19 protein-coding genes are annotated in these 17479 nt (G+C 55.1%); 9 read left to right on the top strand and 10 right to left on the bottom strand.

All coding sequences use genetic code 11. The annotated features are described in order from the left end of the window. Positions 1-53: 53 nt before the first annotated feature. Both WBL42_RS05110 and WBL42_RS05105 read left to right on the top strand, forming a co-directional pair. Positions 54-575 (top strand): META domain-containing protein, encoded by a 522-nt coding sequence (locus WBL42_RS05110; protein ID WP_424720186.1) that lies wholly within the window; start codon positions 54-56, stop codon positions 573-575. 268 nt (positions 576-843) lie between these two features. Beyond that, the gene (locus tag WBL42_RS05105; protein WP_424720185.1) at positions 844-1353 is read left to right on the top strand and encodes a TspO/MBR family protein; all 510 of its coding nucleotides are present in this window, start codon (positions 844-846) and stop codon (positions 1351-1353) included. A 97-nt stretch (positions 1354-1450) separates the two neighbouring features. Here WBL42_RS05105 and WBL42_RS05100 read toward each other — a convergent pair whose 3' ends face one another. The 4 genes from WBL42_RS05100 to eif1A form a co-directional block, all read right to left on the bottom strand. Continuing rightward, complete coding sequence (locus tag WBL42_RS05100) at positions 1451-2041, bottom strand: HD domain-containing protein (RefSeq protein ID WP_424720184.1); 591 nt, start codon at positions 2039-2041, stop codon at positions 1451-1453. 88 nt (positions 2042-2129) lie between these two features. Then, entirely contained in the window at positions 2130-3755 is a 1626-nt protein-coding gene (locus WBL42_RS05095) for a putative manganese-dependent inorganic diphosphatase (protein WP_424720183.1), read from the bottom strand. Positions 3756-4017: 262 nt separating this feature from the next. Beyond that, positions 4018-4197 carry a CxxC-x17-CxxC domain-containing protein gene (locus tag WBL42_RS05090; protein ID WP_015285958.1) on the bottom strand — a complete coding sequence of 60 codons (180 nt, stop codon included), beginning with the start codon at positions 4195-4197 and terminating at the stop codon, positions 4018-4020. Between the two features lie 124 nt (positions 4198-4321). Beyond that, positions 4322-4666, bottom strand: coding sequence for a translation initiation factor eIF-1A (eif1A, locus tag WBL42_RS05085; protein WP_424720280.1), 345 nt, complete (start codon positions 4664-4666; stop codon positions 4322-4324). A 288-nt stretch (positions 4667-4954) separates the two neighbouring features. Between eif1A and WBL42_RS05080 the strand changes: the two genes are divergently transcribed. From WBL42_RS05080 to pscS, 3 genes are all read left to right on the top strand, one after another. Continuing rightward, positions 4955-5182, top strand: coding sequence for a hypothetical protein (locus WBL42_RS05080; RefSeq protein WP_424720182.1), 228 nt, complete (start codon positions 4955-4957; stop codon positions 5180-5182). 82 nt (positions 5183-5264) lie between these two features. Next, the gene (locus tag WBL42_RS05075) at positions 5265-5447 is read left to right on the top strand and encodes a hypothetical protein (protein WP_424720181.1); all 183 of its coding nucleotides are present in this window, start codon (positions 5265-5267) and stop codon (positions 5445-5447) included. Beyond that, a complete protein-coding gene (gene pscS, locus WBL42_RS05070) occupies positions 5444-6622 on the top strand; it encodes an O-phospho-L-seryl-tRNA:Cys-tRNA synthase (protein WP_424720180.1) in 1179 nt (392 codons plus the stop codon). Before WBL42_RS05075 ends, pscS begins: the two co-directional genes overlap by 4 nt. 479 nt (positions 6623-7101) lie before the next feature. On the opposite strand, the gene WBL42_RS05065 is transcribed toward pscS, so the two are convergent. Further along, positions 7102-8304: an ammonium transporter gene (locus WBL42_RS05065; RefSeq protein ID WP_424720179.1), complete on the bottom strand. Its 1203-nt coding sequence runs from the start codon at positions 8302-8304 to the stop codon at positions 7102-7104. Between the two features lie 338 nt (positions 8305-8642). Here WBL42_RS05065 and pap point away from each other — a divergent pair, with 338 nt between their 5' ends. After that, a complete protein-coding gene (gene pap, locus WBL42_RS05060) occupies positions 8643-10121 on the top strand; it encodes a polyphosphate:AMP phosphotransferase (RefSeq protein ID WP_424720178.1) in 1479 nt (492 codons plus the stop codon). Between the two features lie 21 nt (positions 10122-10142). Here pap and thiI read toward each other — a convergent pair whose 3' ends face one another. Continuing rightward, on the bottom strand, positions 10143-11411 hold the full coding sequence (thiI, locus tag WBL42_RS05055) for a tRNA uracil 4-sulfurtransferase ThiI (protein ID WP_424720177.1): 1269 nt from the start codon (positions 11409-11411) through the stop codon (positions 10143-10145). A 188-nt stretch (positions 11412-11599) separates the two neighbouring features. On the opposite strand from thiI, the gene WBL42_RS05050 reads away from it, so the two are divergent. From WBL42_RS05050 to WBL42_RS05040, 3 genes are all read left to right on the top strand, one after another. Further along, complete coding sequence (locus WBL42_RS05050; protein ID WP_424720176.1) at positions 11600-12229, top strand: DUF2150 family protein; 630 nt, start codon at positions 11600-11602, stop codon at positions 12227-12229. Then, positions 12226-12678 (top strand): DUF5814 domain-containing protein, encoded by a 453-nt coding sequence (locus WBL42_RS05045; RefSeq protein ID WP_424720175.1) that lies wholly within the window; start codon positions 12226-12228, stop codon positions 12676-12678. The genes WBL42_RS05050 and WBL42_RS05045 overlap by 4 nt, the downstream gene beginning before the upstream one ends. 764 nt (positions 12679-13442) lie before the next feature. Then, entirely contained in the window at positions 13443-15149 is a 1707-nt protein-coding gene (locus WBL42_RS05040) for a histidine kinase N-terminal 7TM domain-containing protein (RefSeq protein ID WP_424720174.1), read from the top strand. A gap of 26 nt (positions 15150-15175) precedes the next feature. On the opposite strand, the gene WBL42_RS05035 is transcribed toward WBL42_RS05040, so the two are convergent. The 4 genes from WBL42_RS05035 to WBL42_RS05020 all read right to left on the bottom strand — a co-directional run bounded on the left by WBL42_RS05035 (position 15176) and on the right by WBL42_RS05020 (position 17341). Continuing rightward, positions 15176-15343 (bottom strand): hypothetical protein, encoded by a 168-nt coding sequence (locus tag WBL42_RS05035; RefSeq protein WP_424720173.1) that lies wholly within the window; start codon positions 15341-15343, stop codon positions 15176-15178. A gap of 233 nt (positions 15344-15576) precedes the next feature. Then, positions 15577-15726, bottom strand: coding sequence for a hypothetical protein (locus tag WBL42_RS05030; protein ID WP_424720172.1), 150 nt, complete (start codon positions 15724-15726; stop codon positions 15577-15579). A gap of 148 nt (positions 15727-15874) precedes the next feature. Continuing rightward, complete coding sequence (locus WBL42_RS05025; protein ID WP_424720171.1) at positions 15875-16636, bottom strand: hypothetical protein; 762 nt, start codon at positions 16634-16636, stop codon at positions 15875-15877. Positions 16637-17230: 594 nt separating this feature from the next. Beyond that, positions 17231-17341 (bottom strand): hypothetical protein, encoded by a 111-nt coding sequence (locus WBL42_RS05020; RefSeq protein ID WP_424720279.1) that lies wholly within the window; start codon positions 17339-17341, stop codon positions 17231-17233. Positions 17342-17479 lie beyond the last annotated feature (138 nt).

The raw sequence follows: 17479 nt of genomic DNA, 5'->3' as shown, positions 1-17479 counted from the left end.
TCCCCGATCTCCCCAAGCGAAACGGTTAATGCGTTGCCGGGTGAACACCGGCTATGCCGGATGACCAGGAACCCGAAGAGCCCCTTGCAGAAGAAGACCCGGGGGCCGGAAAGCCGAAGGGGATCATGGTGTCCCTTGCTGTCATCCTGATCGCGATCCTCGTTCTCCTTGTAGTCTTCATGAACCTTTCAGGACAGGGAGCAACCGGGGCGACCGTCATCACCGAAAATCCCTGGTCGCTCCAGTCCTTTACAGCCCCGGATGGCACTATAACCCCGGTGCTGAACGGTACGGTGATCAACGCAACATTCCGGACGGACGGGCAGCTGGCCGGGTCGGGAGGCTGCAACGGATACTCCGCCCGGTACATGGTCCAGGACACGCTGATCGTCGTTTCACGGGTGACGACAACCTCCATGGGCTGTTGGGACAACAATGCCTCGCTCCAGGAAGAGCAGTACTATGGATCCCTGGAAGATGCGTATGAACTGCGGGTGCATGACCGTGTCCTGACCATCTTCGGGAGCGACGGGAAACCGCTCCTCGTATTTACGCCGGCACAACCGGAGAACTGATTCATGTTCCCTGCCGGGCCGGCGGGGCCCGGAACCGTGGCAGTGATCCGGCTGGAAAGTTTGGGTTTGTCCCTGCCAGTCCGCATTCCGGACCGGGCTGAAAGTTCAGCTCTGGCACGCGATACAAACCCCTGTTTACGGTTCTGCGTGCGTAAATTTTTCCGATTGAATCGGAATGCATAATAACCAGTAAAATAATTATAAATATCTGTGTACCGGGATTCTATAGATTCTCTATAGGTCCCGGGGCTGGAGATACTGTCGGACCATGATTACCAGTAATCCCGTGGCTCGTTTGATCATTGCCCTTACCCTCTGCCTGTCTGCCGGGTATGCAGATCTGACATTTTTTGTCCCTGCTATTCCGTCATGGTATGGGCCCCTTGTGAAACCCTCGTTTATCCCCCCCGTCTCTATCATCTATTACGGTATCATCGCGATCTCGCTCCTCCTGGCATTCTGCTTATATTCCATCTGGAACTCGGCCCAGAAAAACAAGGAAGCACGGCTCGCGGTCTGGCTCTTCATTATCTGCCTGTTCCTGAACGTAGCCTGGTTCTTCGTCTTCTTCCGGGCAGAGTCGGTCTTCTTCAGCATGGTAGTGATGGCTGTGCTGCTGACGGTAGTCGTCTGCACCATGTACCAGTCCCTGAGGTCGGCCGTTCTCTCGGTCCTGTTCCAGATCCCGTACCTTGTTATCCTGCTGGCAGTCACGTATGCAATCATTATGATCTACATGACGAACCCGGACCTCCCGCTCCTCAGAATTGTTTTTTAAAAACCGCTGCTACCCGGGCAGTGTATCCCGCGGGGAACGGGCAGGAATAATTTTCGCTGATCGCATCGTCGGGATCGGGGTCTGCCGTTTCCCGTACTTACCCCTTCCGGGAACCCTGTCTCTCTTCCTCGAGGGTATCGAGGAAACTGGTGAGGAACGCATGCCGCGTTCCTGCGATCCTCCTGCCGGACTCCGTGTACATCATGCCCCTGAGTTTCAACAGTTTGTCGTGGACGTGGGCGACGGCATCGTCGATCCCCCCGCCATGCTCTCCTGCCCGGATAAAGGTCCTGGCGATACCGGACGCCCCCATCGCGTCCAGCTTGTCCGCATCAGAGAGGATCTTTGCCTCCAGCGTTGCGGGTAATTCCTTTGACCGGAACCGGTGGGTGCGGATCGCGCCGGTAATGGCAGGAATACGGGTCTCATCGTAATGGATGGACCGCAGATACATCTCTGCAATGCGGGCGCCCTCCTCCTCGTGAGGGGTACCCTGTGCCTCCTCGGCCGGGCGGGCGATGTCGTGGAGCAGGGCTGCGGGGATCAGGATTGCCATGTCCGCATGCTCCTCCGCCCCGATCTGCCGGCAGAGCCGGGTGACCCGCTCCACGTGATCCATCCCGTGCGATCCCGCCTGCCCGAGCTCCGCGGCAACGTGGTTTCGGATTGTTTCAAATGTACCCTCCATGGTTTCCGGCTCCTCAGGAGATATCAGCGGGGCCGGTATAAATCCAGCCGGTTGCTGATCGGAACCGGGTGGCCCCTCTGAAAAACGGTTATGGGCGTGAGAGCCCGCGGAGTTTCCCGCCCAGCAGAGGGAGGAAGTCTTTCTTGCGGGACATCACCCCGGGAAGGCAGACCGGCAGATCGCTCCCGAAGAGTTCCCGGATCAGCCCGGGATCGCCCGCCCCGGCAAGATCGCTTGCGTTCTCAAGCACGTTTGTGAAGAGGGCCAGTGCAAGATCAGCACCGGTGGCAATCCGCATCTTCTCCAGTTCGTCGCGGATTGGCCCCGCCCGGTCCCGGTTCCAGCCAAAGGCCGGCACCATTACCTGTGCGATCAGCACCCTGCTGCCAAAGAGCGCAAACTCCTTGGTATCGCGGGTAAGGACGGCTGCCAGGGAGACGCCGGAGAGGTCCATGCCCTGTTCGAGCAGGGCAATGCCGAGTTTTTCGGGGTCTTCCCCGGATACCCGGGAAAGGAACTTCACTGCCTGGCGGTCCTGGTGGGTGGTCGTTGACATCCGCAGCGCGAGCGTGTCGGAGAGGATGCCGCAGAGCAGTACGCCGGCAATGGCGGGTGACGGAGTGAGGCCGGACTCCATATATTTCATGGTGATGATAGTCGAGGTTGCGCCTACAGGATCGTTGAAGAACCGGATCGGCTTCAGGGTGGTGATGGCCCCGAGACGGTGGTGGTCGATGATCTCTACGATATCAGCCTCCTCGATCCCGGTCACGGCCTGCGAGGCTTCGTTGTGGTCGAGCAGGATCACGGACCTGCGCACTTCGTCGAGCAGGGTTGTCCGTGTCAGAACGCCGGCAAGTGTCCCGTCACCGGCAACAACGCAGGCCGCACGGAACTGCGAGCCGGACACGACCTGCCGGGCATGGGCAATCGTATTGGAGAGCGCAAGGACCGGGACATTGGTCTCCATCACTTCGCGGGCGGGCAGGAAGAGGCTGATCATGCGGCCGACCCCGAACGCATCAAGCCCGGTAGAGATCACCGATACGCCTCTGCGGGATGCGGCAGTGGTCAGGCGCTCACCGACAGGGGCACCTTCGGCTACGATCAGGCAGGCGATACCGGCCGAGACGAGCGCGAGCTGGGCCGGCTCGTTGTCCCCGACAACCGCGATGTCCCGCGTGGTCATTTTCGAGAGCGTCACGTGCAGGGCATCGATCGCGATATAGACCCGGCCTTCGAGGACCGGGTGGGCCGCGACGATAATTCCTGCCCGGAGGATCCGGGCAAGGGTCCCGATTGGGACCGGCGAGACGGCAAGTTCGGCGAGATGGATGGTCTGGATATAGGCGCTTGCCAGTGCATGTTCGCCCACCATCCCGACCGGTTTTCCGGCAGCGTCCGTGATGACTACGTTGCGGAGGCCCTCCTTTGCCATCAGGCTTGCCACGTCAACCGTGGGGACATCCTGCGGCAGGGCAAAGACCGGTTTGTAATGAATGTCGCCGAGCGTTGGTTCTACCGAGGGAATGAATACCGGCTCCCGGATACCGAACCGGTCGAGCATGAACCGGGACTCCGGGTTCATCTCCCCGCACCGGGCGGGGACGTACCTGCCCGGTTCGGACCGGTTCCTGAAATCAGCGTATCCAATCACGCTCGCAATGCTGTCCGTATCGGGCTGGCGGTGGCCGAAAAGGTAGATCTGGTTCATGGTCGGTCAGGGGCTGGTGCCTGGTACCAAGTGTTTGCCGTTCCGGCTCATAAGCTCTGGCAGGTATTACCGTGGTACCTGGGAGTCCGGCAGCATGAAGTTCCGGAGAATTCTTTTGCAAATTCGCAATTACTGCAGGGAATAATTCCCATAGATCGCCTGGTTTTGCGCAAGGGGAGATCCCCCGGGTATTGTTTCCTCTGTACGGACGTATCTGTACCGGGGAAGAATTACGTTGAGAATGGATTAAAACAAGAAAAAATTAGAACCGGGGTTTCCGGTGCTTGGGGAGGCAGTCGCGGCAGTACACCGGGCGGCCCTCAGTCGGCTTGAACGGAACTTCACATTCCTTTCCGCAGTCTGAGCAGGTAGTTTTCGTCATTTCGCGGGGCCCGAAATCTCTGGGTCCTCTGTTTCCACCAAAATTATTTGATCCGTACATGGTTATTACTCAAACAGTCTTGTACAAAACTGTGGTAGAATATTTGTCAGCAGAGTATAATAAATGCAGTGTTCGCGGAACCTGCCATACAGTGCCTGCTGCACAAAAAAGGATGAACGCAGATTTATACGCTCAGGTAGTGGTTCTTCCGCAGCCAGTCGGCCTGCGGGGGGAGGTACCGGTACAGGATATCGCATTTCTCATCCTGGAAACTCCATGGCACCACGATCAGGATATCGCCCTCGCGGATCCATGCCCGCTTCTTGATCTTGCCCTTGATCCGGCCCATCCGCTCCACGCCGTCAAGGCACCGGACCCGGATATGGTTTGCCCCCATCATCAGTTCGGCGCAGGCAAACTGCTCGCCATTCCTCTTCTTCGGCAGCCTTACACGAACCACCGGCGTGCCGTCAGGATTGAATTCAGGTGCGCCGTCCGATTCCCCGGGTTTTTTTACGCCTTCCTTAATGCAGACATCTCCAGAACAGTATTATAAGGGTACCCGGGCTGATGAAGATATGTATTGGAGGGCGCTGATCCGAACCCCTGCAACGCGTCCGGTGTTCATGCTCAGCGGCCCGGTCCGGTTGCCGGCCAGGTTTCCCCCCGTACCGGATACGCAGTGGTGCGAAGAGCCCCGGGCACGGTGCGGTCATCAGAAACTTCCCTGCAGTGTTCTCCTGTGCAGGACTGATCTCCCCGGCTGCAGCGCAAAGAAATAACAATAATTTTCATCTCATATGACCGTGGTTCTCGTATGGACGGGAACCATATCGGTCCCGGGCTTGCCTTCACCCGGGATATCCTGGCAGTGACCGGTATCAGCATTCGCGAAACCGGGGAACAGCGTCAGGGCGCCCGGTTCGGGATCCATATCCCCCCTGCGGCTGGAAGCGCATGTGACGGGTGTTTTCTTACCTCTGGGAATGCGTATGGACTGATACGGGTATATCTTACGGTGACGATTACGGCAAACCTGCCCTGAAATCATTCTTCCGCGAATCCCTGCGGAATCGTTTTTGATCACGTACTTAATTGATTACATGCAATAATGTGGTAGTGATCCCATGTCGAAACGGGCTGTCGATATGACCTTCCAGGCAATCTATACGCTGACTGATCTCCGGGTGCTCCTGCGGGAGACCGCACCCGGGCATGAATTCGATGAAGGCCAGAAGGTGCAGGTTGAACGCCTCCTCGGGAACCTGGAACGGCAGGTCGCCTCCCTGAAGCAGGAGATGCTGAAATGAGGTGCGGGAACGGGATCGAGGCCCGCCAGGTGGACGAACTGTTCATCAATATCGATCCGATCCAGGCCGGGGGACGTCTCACCGCCGACGCCATGAAAGCGGTTATTGCGTACGGTGACGGGTACTCGGTCTGCGACAACTGCCGGAAGCCCAACCGGCTCGATTATATCAGCAAGCCCCCGATCGCGGATTTCCACACGGATGTCGCCCGCTGGCTGAACATGGATGCGGTCCGGACGGTCCCGGGGGCGCGACGGGGGTTCCAGGCCGTGGCACAGACCTATGTGAAAAAAGGCGACCCGGTCCTCCTCACCACCCTCTCGCACTATACCGAGTTTTTGGCCGTGGAAGAGGCCGGCGGCATTGCCCGGGAGATCCCGGCCAGTGAGCAGAAGCTCGTCACGCCGGATGCTGCTGCCGCAAAAATTGAGGAGGTCAGGAAGGAATTCGGGCGGGCGCCGGTCCTCGCCTTCATCGATCACGTGGATTACCAGTACGGCAACATGCATGACATCGCCGCTATCGCAAAGGTAATGCGCCAGTATGACGTCCCGATCGTATACAATGGTGCCTATACCGTGGGAATCCTTCCCGTGGACGGGAAAGCCCTGGGAGTGGATTTTGTCGTCGGGTCCGGCCACAAGAGCATGGCGGCCCCGGCACCGTCCGGCATCCTTGCTGCCACTGCAGAACGGGGGGCTGAAGTGTTCAGGACAACATCCATTGTGGGCGATGTGACGAACCGGAAATTCGGGATCAAGGAACCGGAGATGATGGGCTGCACGCTGATGGGTGCTACGCTCGTCGGCATGATGGCCTCGTTCCCCCATGTAAAGGAGCGGGTGAAGCACTTCGACCGCGAGCTCGCCAACCACAGGATTGTCACGGATGCCCTCCTGTCAGTTGCGGGGACGAAGATCCTCTCGGAATACCCGCGGAAACACACGATGACCCGGGCCGACACCACGGCTTCGTTCGATACGATCGCTGCAACGCACAAGAAGCGCGGGTATTACTTCTCCTCCGCTCTTGAAGAGAAAGGGATCACCGGGGTCATTCCCGGGGCTACGAAGGTCTGGAAATTCAATACTTATGGCATGACCGGGAAGCAGGCAGCGCATCTCGCGGGCGCGTTTGTGGATATTGCCCGGGAAAACGGGATTGCAGTCACTTGACACTCCCTCCATTTCTCGTATGTGCACCCCTTTTGCATTGTCATCCTGACCTCAGGGAGAGGACCTTTGATTCGGGTACCGGATAACGAATTGCATCCCGGACTGGGAAATCTGAAAAATATTTCATGAATTTACCTTTTCCAGTTCCATAAATTACCTCCACAAATTTCAGCAACCAGAATGGGTTGGTGGTTTATCCCCATTAATCAGTATGAGAGATAGTCATGCCTGCTCATCAGTGTTGGTTATCTCCATTTGAAATTGCGATGATGCTGCCGCCCCAGACGGGACGCCACCGCGGCGGTTCAATACAGTCTCATTTTCAGATACAGGTAATGAGTAGCGCAAAACCCGACAGGCGTTTTGCGCGTAGAGCATCATAATGGCAAAATTAACAAACTCTCACTTTCCGGATCTTCGGGACCGGTTTGTCCGGTAGACCCGCACGAATTCATAGTTATTCTGTTGTTTAAAAAAAGTTACCGGCAGCTCTCCCCGTGCTGGGAGAGATCGAGCCCTACGTACTCCTCCTCCTCGCTGACCCTGAGCCCGAGTGTCTTGTCGACAATAACGGCGAGCGCATAGGTAACGGCAAACGCATAGATCGTGACTACCACCGCACCGATAAGGTTCGCGGTGAACTGGTGGACATTTCCTTCGAGGAGCCCGGAATAACTGCAGACTGCTGTGGTTGCAAAGATCCCGGCACAGACTGTGCCAAGGAACCCGCCAATCCCGTGGACCGCCCAGGCATCGAGGCTCTCGTCCCAGTCGCTCTTGATCCGCCAGCACATCACCTTGTAGCAGACAATGCCAGCAACTGCACCGATCAGGAGTGCATCCATCGGAGTTACATACCCGGCAGCGGGGGTGATTGTGCCAAGGCCTGCAACTGCGCCCGTGACCATCCCGAGGGAACTCGGCTTACCGTTGATCCAGCTGACTGCCATCCAGGAAAGTGCCCCGGCAGCTGCAGCGGTATTGGTAACTACGATCGCATTCACTGCCATCCCATTCGCAGCGAGGGCACTGCCGCCATTGAACCCGAACCACCCGAACCAGAGGAGACCGGCGCCGAGCAGGGTCATGGGGATATTGTGCGGCTCCATGGTGTACTGGCCGTACCCTGCCCGTTTTCCTATGACAAGCGCGATCGCGAGTGCTGCAAACCCGGCACTGATATGGACTACCATCCCCCCGGCAAAATCTATTGCACCAAGTTGCGCAAGCCATCCGCCGCCCCAGACCCAGTGTGCGATCGGGTCATACACGAGTGTTGTCCAGAGCAGGGAGAAGAGGATGAACGAACTCAGTTTTACCCGCTCGGCAAGGCCGGATGTAACAATCGCCACCGTAACGGCAGCAAATGTCAGCTGGAAGATCATGAAGAGAAGCGGCGGGTATCCTGCATTCCCCGTCGTCATGCTCACCCCGTTCAGTCCCACGAACTGGAGATTTCCCAGGATGCCGCTCACATCGTTTCCGAACGCGAGCGAGTACCCGAGCAGCACCCACTGGATGCTGACCAGGGCAAAGGCAATGAAGGAAAGGGAGATCATGGAAATAAAGTTTTTTTTCCGTACCAGGCCCCCGTAGAAAAATCCTACGCCCGGGGTCATCAGCATCACCAGCGCCGTTGCGGTGATCAGCCATGCAATCGTGGAACCACTGTCTGCTACCATACTCTTCCTCACTGATTGTCAGATCTTTTTTCTGCCGCGTCCGGTCCCCCCGTCACCACACGGGAGAAATTATGCAGCGGGTTTTTTTAGTAAAACCTGATGATCGGTACGATACTGTACTACATAAAATAGAAGGAAACTGGATTCTACTCTATTTAAGATTAATTAATATCGGGCCTCGAATACGCCTCGAATCCTGTCGTTCCCTCAGCCATTCCGCTGAAATTCCTATACGATATATTAATATCTGGCGTAATCAACACCAGCAGATAGATTGTAGCGATTGCCCGGGCGTCTGAACGGACCGGGGCAACCAATTATGCGGGTGAACGGGTACCATGCTGGATAAGGTTGATCTGACTAAAACGGTTGATGAAGCGAGTTTTGACGAATCCCTGACCGGTTATAAGCAGCGCATGAGTGTTCTCCAGCGGACGTTAAGGGACCAGAAAACTCCCACGATCATTCTTATAGAGGGCTGGAATGCCTCCGGCATCACCATGTCGACCCAGGCCATCATCCAGTCACTTGACCCACGCGGCTTCACCCTCCATGCGATCGACAAGCCGACGGACGAAGAAAAATCACGCCCGTTTCTCTGGAGGTTCTGGACCCGGACTCCCCCGCGGGGACGTATTGCCCTCTTTGCGAGGAGCTGGTACAGCAGGGCAATCTCTGAAGAGATGCAACGTTCAGCGTGGAAGAAATCGCTTGAAGGGAAGATCCATTCCATCAATACGTTCGAACGACAGCTGACTGACGACGGGACGGTGATCATCAAGATCTTCCTGCATATCAGCAGGGAAGAACAAAAATCCCGGCTTGAGGAACGCGAGCGCAACCCCCTCACGGCATGGCTGGTTACACCCTCAATCTGGCATGTCCATAATCAATATGATACATCGAAACCGGTTATTGATGATCTGCTCGGGGAGACCAATACCGACTATGCCCCATGGACGGTGATCGAGGCTACCGACCGGAAATATGCGATCCTGAAAGTCTATTCAACGCTGGTAAAATCCCTTGAAAAACGTGTCGGGGGCGGAAAAGACGGGCATCCCAAACGGGGAAAGGAGAAGGAACCGGTAAGGCCGCGAAAGAACCCGGTGAAGAGGAGTTCTGCACCGGAAAATGCCTGTACCAAGGAAGACTGCCAGCAGCAGCTCAATACCCTCCAGATCGAGATGCTCGAACTGCACTACCTCCTCTTCAAGCGGAAGATCCCCCTTGTCATCATGTACGAGGGCTGGGATGCTGCCGGTAAAGGGGGAAATATCACGCGGATTGCGCGCTACATGAACCCGCTCGGCTATGATGTCATCCCCATCGCTGCTCCTGACCAGAGCGAGAAGGAGCATCATTATCTCTGGAGGTTCATCAAAAACTACCCGAGAGCAGGTCACATTGCGATTTACGACCGCAGCTGGTATGGACGGGTGCTCGTTGAACGGGTGGAAGGGTTCTGTTCAGCCCCGGAATGGCAGCGGGCTTACCAGGAGATCAATGAGATGGAAGAGGACTATTTCATGTCAAGCGGTGGCGGGATCGTGAAGTTCTGGCTTGAGATCAGCAAGGAGGAGCAGCTCAAGCGGTTCCAGCAGCGTGCGAGTGATCCTTCCAAGATCCATAAAATCACCGAGGAAGACTGGAGGAACCGGGAGAAGTGGGACCAGTACGATGAAGCCATAGATGAGATGCTCGCCCGGACCAGCACATCCATCGCGCCGTGGACCGTTGTCGAATCCGATGACAAGTGGTATGCCCGGGTCAAGGCACTGACTACGGTCATTGATTGTGCACGAACGCTTCTTTAATCTGAAACAATCTTTAAAAAATCACCCGGTGAACCCGATCATTCCATCACCGTCTGGTGGGGGAGTATCCTCCGGGTCATCATCCCGGATCCTGCCATCACGTGCAGTTACCATCCTGGTATTCTCACATGCCGTCCTGATGATGGCATCCATATCCATCCGCTGCTCACACGCCTGAATTTCGACCAGCAGTGCAGCGGTTGCCGGCATCTTCGGGACTGCACGGCAGGCCAGATCGCCCGGGTGTGTGTCAAATGTCCCGATCCTGCGGGCGAGTGTGATGGTCTCCTCCTTGTCATACGTGATGAGCGGGCGGAGCACAGGAACCGTGACCGCTTCGGAAATGACCGAGAGGTTGGCAAGGGTCTGGGATGCGACCTGGCCCAGGTTCTCCCCGGTAACCAGTGCCTGTTGCCCTTCCGACCCCATGATCCTGGCGGCGACCCGGTGCATAAACCGTTTGCAGATCACACAGCGGTACCGGGGCTGGATACGAAGGCGCTGCATCTCGTCAAATAATGCTTCGTTCTTCACGATGACCATCCGGATTTCCTGCCCCGGGCACCAGCAGGAAAGTTTCCGGTGGTTCTCGGTTGCCGCGGCAAGGACATCTGCTCCGGCCCACCTGCCGGCATCAAGGTGCAGGTGAGTGATCTCACAGCCGCGTTTCATTGCAAGCCAGGAGGCAACCGGGGAATCTATTCCTGAAGAGAGGAGTACAAGGACATGGCCCTGGGTGCCAAACGGCAATCCGCCGGGAGCAGGGATCCGGGAATCGTAAACAAGGCCGCCGAAATCCCGTACTTCAACGAAGATCTCGTAGTCCGGCTTTTCCAGGTCGACCCGCAGTCCCGGAATGCAGTCGTAAACTGCCGATCCGATCTGTTCTCCAAGTTCCTGGCTGGTGAGCCCGACTTTCTGCTGCCGTTTTGCCCTGACTGCAAAACTCTTTCCCGACCCGATATGGGAAAAAGCAAGGTCAGCCGCTGCCGATGAAAGCGTCTCAACCTCCTTCCCGGTCAGGGTGCAGATACTGACGTCGATGACGCCAAACACCCGTGCAACGATATCCGCGATCTGTCCCGGCTCCTCCCCAAAGATAAGGATACGCCCGCGGGGGGTTTCAAAGCGGGCGGAAAGGCCGTTTGCGGCAAGGGCATGACGGATGTTGCGCAGGAGCATACTGATGAAGTGATGCCTGACCGGCTCGCTTTTCAGGAACAGTTCCCCGTACCTCACCATAACCGGATTTCCGGAAATCCCGGTTCCCGTGCTTGGATCTGCAGTCATCGTCTTACCTGTATTGGATGCCGGGAAACATAACTATTGGCGGGAGATGATGAGATCCTGATACCCGGGTCCGGCACAGTTTTCTGGCGTTTTCTCTGGAATAGTATCGTATATGCTGCGCCCGAAAACCCCGGTAAGGTTCCCTGACAACAAAACCCTTTAATTGCGGGAGGGAATAGTGTACTGAAATGGCGAAGAAGGCAAGCAAAAAAGAAGAAGAACCGCTCAAGTTGTTCTATATTTTTTACAACCAGGAGCGGTGGGACAACTGGCTCAAGACCCTCAGCGAAGCCAGTTTCGAGGCCGATCCCAAGAGCGATGACCTGCCGGAAGGGTTCAGGATCCTCGATGGTTTCTCTGTCGATATCACCCTTTCCGTCCTTAAAGTGATCAAGCTCTACCAGAACAAGCGGTACTCCCGTGACGAAGCCCTGGACAAGCTCTCGCAGATAGAAGCAATTGTCATGTCTGCCTCACCGGAAGGCGATCTTGAGGAACTGGTCGGGATCCTCCAGCTCCCGAAACTCGCGCTCTTTGGCGGGTGCAGGAAATATCTCGAAGGCGGGTTTGACAAGGATATCAAAACCCTGATCAAGACCGGCAGGGACAAGATCGAGAAAGACATGGAACTTGCCCTTGAAGCTGCTGCCAATATTGCCGCTGCCGTTATGGACGGCGCTGCCTGCTGCGGGAAATACGTGAAAGACGACCTGGAAAACCCGACGCTCTTTGACGAATGGCTTATCGAATGCGAGCGCATCAACGAAGCGATGACCTCCCTCAAGAACTTCGATGAGTCTGCGGGAGACGATGAGTGATTGCTGACCGGGCACGGTTCCGTCACGCAAAAAAGCTGGAACGACTTGCCGGCTATCGCCTTCCTGAGCTTGCGTTCTCCGGGAATATGCTCGAGACGCTCTGCTCGCGCCTGAACTATGATGCACTCGATTTTGGTGTGCGGGACCAGATCCTCGCGTTTTTTAATGATTTCCTCCGCTGCGACTGCCGTGACTGCCCGCTCTGCAGCTGTCCTGAGAAGAAATTTGCAAGGAAAGTGATCGAGTTGCGCGAGAACGGGCTCGACCACCGGCAGATTGCCTCGTATATGCAGGATGAATACGGCATCGAGCTCTTTCCCGCAGACATTCTCTCGTTCCTGGAAGAATCCGTCCATGTTCTTGAGGCAATCTCGGATGTGTCACGGCTTCAGGAGCGGCAGGACCTTGCCAAAACAACGGATGATCATATCCGTCTTATCGAACGATAATATCTTTTTGGGGTATTGTCCCCTTTTCCAGCGACTATTTTATTAACCGACCCTTCTCCGTTACCTTTAGCGAATGCTCTTGGGGGCTCCAGCACATTGTGCTTCCGCCCCCGCCACTTGGGGCATCCCCTATAGTGCGATAGGACCTCAGAATAAGGTTGACGAAAATATCGAGGGTCACGGGGGCACTTCCCTTGGGCTGCCTCCCCCTTTTGGGGAGAGAGGAGGTCACCCTCACAGGTGCCACCGGGCTTAACTGAAACACAAAGAAAACGGATTTCGACAGAACATAACGTGGACCTTAGTGGAACTTTTTTCAAGTTGGATACAGTACTATTTATAAAATTTTGCTCTGTAGAAATCATTTTTTTCGAAGAGACGATGCCCCGAGTCAAATGGCAGGTAATACATCGTCATCGCAACTGGGGGATGCCATAGCGGCGGAGGCAAAGCCCCAAAGAGCGTCAGCGATTATGAGGTTTTCTACAGAGCATAAAATTTATTTTCCGTCGTTAATACAGTGCAATTTTGGTAGTTAAAATGGTACTCTACCTCTTTTTATTCCCTGAAATCTTCCTTAAGAAATGCGGTAATCCCCCTGGCAGGGAATTGATCAGGCCTGATGGAAGGTTTATTCCCCAGAAAGACAAAATATGGATGCGTTTCCCTCCGGAAAACCACTCCGTATGTGTACTGGCGCCCGGAAAATCCGGATGATGGGGGCCAGCTTAGTTGTTTTCTGCACTGGTCCGAGGCTGATATCGATGATCTGGCAATATTCCCCGTACTATATCCCGTTTATTGCCTGCGGGTGTATCGCCGTCATCCTTGCAGTTACCGGCTGGCGGAACCGGTCCTATGTCTGTGCAAAACCCTTTGCCCTCCTTATGCTCGCGGCTGCTATCTGGTCGTTTGGTTCTGCCCTGGAAGTATCCGCGGCGGATCCCCTCACCCAGATGTTTGCCGTTACCCTCCAGTACCCGGGTGTCGTTGCGGTCCCTGTTGCCTGGCTTCTCTTTGCCTTTGAATATACCGACAGGGAGCACTGGATCACCCGGGGTAACCTCGCCCTCTTGTTCGCAGTGCCGTGCATGAGCATTCTCCTTGTTGCCACCAACGGGGCCCATCACCTTTTTTACACAGCGGTAACCCAGGATGTTGTCGGGAGTGTATCCTATGCAAATATCATCTATGGCCCGTTTTTCTGGTTTTCTTCCATCTATTCCTACTTGATTATCTATATCAGTGTCATGTTCATTGTACAGCGGTTTGTGTTCACTTCCGGCCTGTACCGCGGCCAGATGATCGCGATCCTTGTCGCGGTTTTCACGCCATTTTTTGTCAATCTTGCCTACGCGGTCCGCCAGATTGATTTTACCGTCATAGATCCCACGCCGTTTGCACTCATCATCTCCGGATTTGCAATCATTGTCGGGATGATGCGCTACCAGCTGCTGGATGTCACACCCATGGCCCAGGACCTCGTTATAGCAAATATGAGCGACGGGGTTATTGTTCTGGATACCCATGACCGGATCACGTCGCTGAATGCCCCTGCTGAGCGTATCCTCGGCGTGTCCCTCATCCAGTCGGTGGGCATAGCGGTGAAGGAACTGCTCCCTTGTGTGGTACTCCCTGATGAGGTGTCCGGACGTCCCGGCCGGTTCTCCGAACAGGTGCTCGAGATGGACCGGATTATCGGGGAAAAGAAGCAGTATTTCGAACTGCGGTGTATCCCGATCCTTTCCCACGATAACGGGATGAAGGGAAAACTGATCATGATCCGGGATATCACGAACCAGAAACTTGCAGAGATCGCCCTCGCAGAGGCCCGGAAGAAACTGAACCTGCTATCAGGCATCACCCGGCACGATATTCTCAACCAGGTGACTGTCCTTCTCCTGAACATCGATTCAGCCAAGGATGCGGCAAGCGATCCGGCAGTGCGGGATCTGATGGATGTCCAGGAGAGCGCGGTAAGGAACATCCAGCACCAGATCGAGTTCGCCCGGGATTACGAAGACCTTGGGGGAAAAGAACCCCAGTGGATGAATATCAGTCAGATCTTCTCCCACCTGCTCCCTGTTATGGGAACCTGTGGTATTACGTTCGCTCCTATGGATGCAGATGTGGAGATCTACGCGGACCCCCTGCTCGAGCGTGTCTTTTATAACCTTGTGGACAATTCCATCCGGCATGGTGAACACGTCACAACGATCGGCATCCGCTGCGAAAGAACTGCTGACGGTCTGGTCCTCACCTATTACGACAACGGTATCGGTGTTCCTGCTCAGGATAAGGAGCATATTTTTGAGCGGGGCGTAGGGAAGCATACCGGCCTGGGGCTCTTCCTGGTGAGGGAGATCCTCGAAATTACCGGGCTGACCATACGGGAGACCGGGGTATCCGGCTCCGGGGCCCGGTTTGAGATCCATGTTCCCGGGGAACAACAGCGCATAAGAAACGGGTGATATGAAACCGTGTTATTGCCCGGGTCTCACCGTGCTCCCTCAGCCAAGAGTTCCACTTTTGCATAACAGCGGGGGCACCCGATCCTGACCTTCCTCCTGGTCCTGCTGAGTGATGACAGGCGGCTTCCCATGTATATCCATGCGTGGCCACACCGGTGGCAGGTCACGCTGCAGCTTGAGTACTGGCATTCCATGATCAGTGAACGGGATTTGTTGCATATTAAGTGAAGGCGGGCGAAGTGCGAAAGTGACATCCATGAATGCCGGTTTTTATGTTCTCCCGTGAGCGCCGGAGCATACTCGTCCTGTACTGAATGATATGCCCGCTATTCTGGACAGTGCCTGGCAGTAACCCTGGGCTAACGTCCATTTCCCTGAAACGATCACACCCCCGTCCTCAGGATATGCTTCAATCCGTGCCTTGAGCTTAGCCACTGACCAGTTTCCCGGTCATAACGTGGAAGCGTTTTCTGTCTCTGTCGGGAGCCGTCTCGCAGGTAACGATCAGATCGTCTCCCTTCCCAAGGGCAGAAACGAGTAGTTCCGGTATGGCTTCTGTCAGCGGGGAGGGGTACATTCCCCTGTATTTTTGCTGCAGCCATACGGCACATTATGAATGATCGGGTAATAATTGTTACACCCGCCATCGTGGATCAGGAATGATAAAAAAACGGGACTATCCGGGAAACCGCGTGGCCTTTTGCCCGAAGGTCCCAAAACCCGGTTTATGGACATGCGGCCTCAGTTTCCAGATGGCCTTCAGTGCAGTGACCGTGAATGAGCACGAGGGTAATGGTCTTTTCGCTCCCGGCAGACTGGGCTTCCTGCAGCAGCTGTTCGCAGGACGTTTCTACGTTCTCTCCATTCTTAAGAACGATCTCCGCGATCCGCTCTTTCCTGGCAAAATCATGCAGGCCGCCGGAACTGAGGAGCAGGAAACGATGCCGTATATTGATGGTGATAAAGTCTGACCTGTTCAGCAGGTGAGGCTCGCCAAGGGTGTGGGTGATCATGTCCGTCAGTTTCTTCTCTTCACCAGGGTTCCTGGAAAGGAAATCCCGATCATCCGGCCGGCCGGATGCCGGATGATCACGGGGGACCCGGATATCATCCGGACCGATCAGGTAGGCATTTCCCTCTCCGGTATCGAGGATCGTACAGTCCAGTAAATCATCGAGAAGGCAGGAACTGAGGTGCGTCGAGCCCCTTGAAGCGCCCGGTGACTCCCCTGCATGCTCAGTGATCCGTGCATCACTCATGTGGACGGCTGCTGAAAGAATCTCCGGCGGTGATCGTTTATTGCCCTGCACGGATTCTCTGAGGCTGGCAATTGCGATGCCGCTTGCGGAACTCCCGTCGGGAAGATCTGTCATCCCTTCCGCTACCCCAAAGACATAATAGTTCCCTATCTTTTCAGCGCAGAATGCGTCGTTATTGTCTGCGCTGACCCACCTGTCCGACAGGGCAGAAAAATGAACATCAGCCATAATCTGTGGAGGGTGATGCACGATAATAATCCTTATGATGCTGCCAACCTGTAAACGGGACCCGGCAAACGGCGCCGGTCCTGTCGTTCCATGTTAAACCGGGCCTCTATTGGACGGTCTTAATTTTTGCCCGGAATCCCTGGATGCTGTTCGCTTGTGGAGTAATGGGTTCGGGGAAAATCTTCAATTTACAGGAAATAATCATGAAAATGAAACGAGAAGTGCGAGGGAGGGGAGCTCCCCCGGAGTTCAAATCTTTGTTTAAACTGCCTTTCATGTCAAAACATCCCTTTTAATTAGAATTCTGGGCACACGTTAATTAGTCTGTCTTGGTATCCGGTTACGATGTTATTATTAAAACCGGTTCCAGTCCGCACGTACCCGGTTCCGGATCCCGATCGTGTTTTTCTGGATTAATTTCCTATGTGATATTCGTGAATAACAAATTATGTCCTTGGCGGATAATCCGCTAGGATTACTTTTAATTCTGAATAAAGGAAGGAGTAAAATCAGTGCTTTTGAGTTTATAGTTGGTGATCAATATTTTACTCGTTAAAAGTATTAGTCAGTTGCCAACGCAACAGTACCGAGCGATTATACGCGTGGCCAGTACATGATAACGAATACACCAATGATTGCGATTGCTGCACCGATAATATCGAATCTGTCAGGAACTACGCCATCGATCTGCCAACCCCAGGGCAGTGCAAGTACAATAAAAATCCCCCCTATGCTGCGTAAACCATCCCGAAATTTGCAGTCTGTAATATAGGCATGACTCCGTAGAGAACGAATTGCACCAAGGGCTGCATATTCAATTCCTTTGCCCCCCCCTCATCCAGA

Source organism: Methanoregula sp., assembly GCF_049686655.1.
Taxonomy (GTDB): Archaea; Halobacteriota; Methanomicrobia; order Methanomicrobiales; family Methanospirillaceae; genus Methanoregula.
Note: the sequence above shows the minus strand (reverse complement) of the source record. Positions and strands in the feature narration are given on the sequence as shown.

What these genes read in the sequence shown, in the direction of transcription:
- WBL42_RS05105 (WP_424720185.1), top strand. Translation starts at nt 844, where the DNA reads ATGATTACCAGTAATCCCGTGGCTCGTTTGATCATTGCCCTTACCCTC.
- WBL42_RS05035 (WP_424720173.1), bottom strand. Translation starts at nt 15,343, where the DNA reads ATGGAATGCCAGTACTCAAGCTGCAGCGTGACCTGCCACCGGTGTGGC.
- WBL42_RS05065 (WP_424720179.1), bottom strand. Translation starts at nt 8,304, where the DNA reads ATGGTAGCAGACAGTGGTTCCACGATTGCATGGCTGATCACCGCAACG.
- WBL42_RS05080 (WP_424720182.1), top strand. Translation starts at nt 4,955, where the DNA reads ATGGACGGGAACCATATCGGTCCCGGGCTTGCCTTCACCCGGGATATC.
- WBL42_RS05040 (WP_424720174.1), top strand. Translation starts at nt 13,443, where the DNA reads ATGATCTGGCAATATTCCCCGTACTATATCCCGTTTATTGCCTGCGGG.
- WBL42_RS05090 (WP_015285958.1), bottom strand. Translation starts at nt 4,197, where the DNA reads ATGTACGGATCAAATAATTTTGGTGGAAACAGAGGACCCAGAGATTTC.
- WBL42_RS05110 (WP_424720186.1), top strand. Translation starts at nt 54, where the DNA reads ATGCCGGATGACCAGGAACCCGAAGAGCCCCTTGCAGAAGAAGACCCG.
- WBL42_RS05030 (WP_424720172.1), bottom strand. Translation starts at nt 15,726, where the DNA reads ATGTACCCCTCCCCGCTGACAGAAGCCATACCGGAACTACTCGTTTCT.
- WBL42_RS05050 (WP_424720176.1), top strand. Translation starts at nt 11,600, where the DNA reads ATGGCGAAGAAGGCAAGCAAAAAAGAAGAAGAACCGCTCAAGTTGTTC.
- WBL42_RS05095 (WP_424720183.1), bottom strand. Translation starts at nt 3,755, where the DNA reads ATGAACCAGATCTACCTTTTCGGCCACCGCCAGCCCGATACGGACAGC.
- thiI (WP_424720177.1), bottom strand. Translation starts at nt 11,411, where the DNA reads ATGACTGCAGATCCAAGCACGGGAACCGGGATTTCCGGAAATCCGGTT.
- WBL42_RS05100 (WP_424720184.1), bottom strand. Translation starts at nt 2,041, where the DNA reads ATGGAGGGTACATTTGAAACAATCCGAAACCACGTTGCCGCGGAGCTC.
- pap (WP_424720178.1), top strand. Translation starts at nt 8,643, where the DNA reads ATGCTGGATAAGGTTGATCTGACTAAAACGGTTGATGAAGCGAGTTTT.
- pscS (WP_424720180.1), top strand. Translation starts at nt 5,444, where the DNA reads ATGAGGTGCGGGAACGGGATCGAGGCCCGCCAGGTGGACGAACTGTTC.
- WBL42_RS05025 (WP_424720171.1), bottom strand. Translation starts at nt 16,636, where the DNA reads ATGGCTGATGTTCATTTTTCTGCCCTGTCGGACAGGTGGGTCAGCGCA.
- WBL42_RS05075 (WP_424720181.1), top strand. Translation starts at nt 5,265, where the DNA reads ATGTCGAAACGGGCTGTCGATATGACCTTCCAGGCAATCTATACGCTG.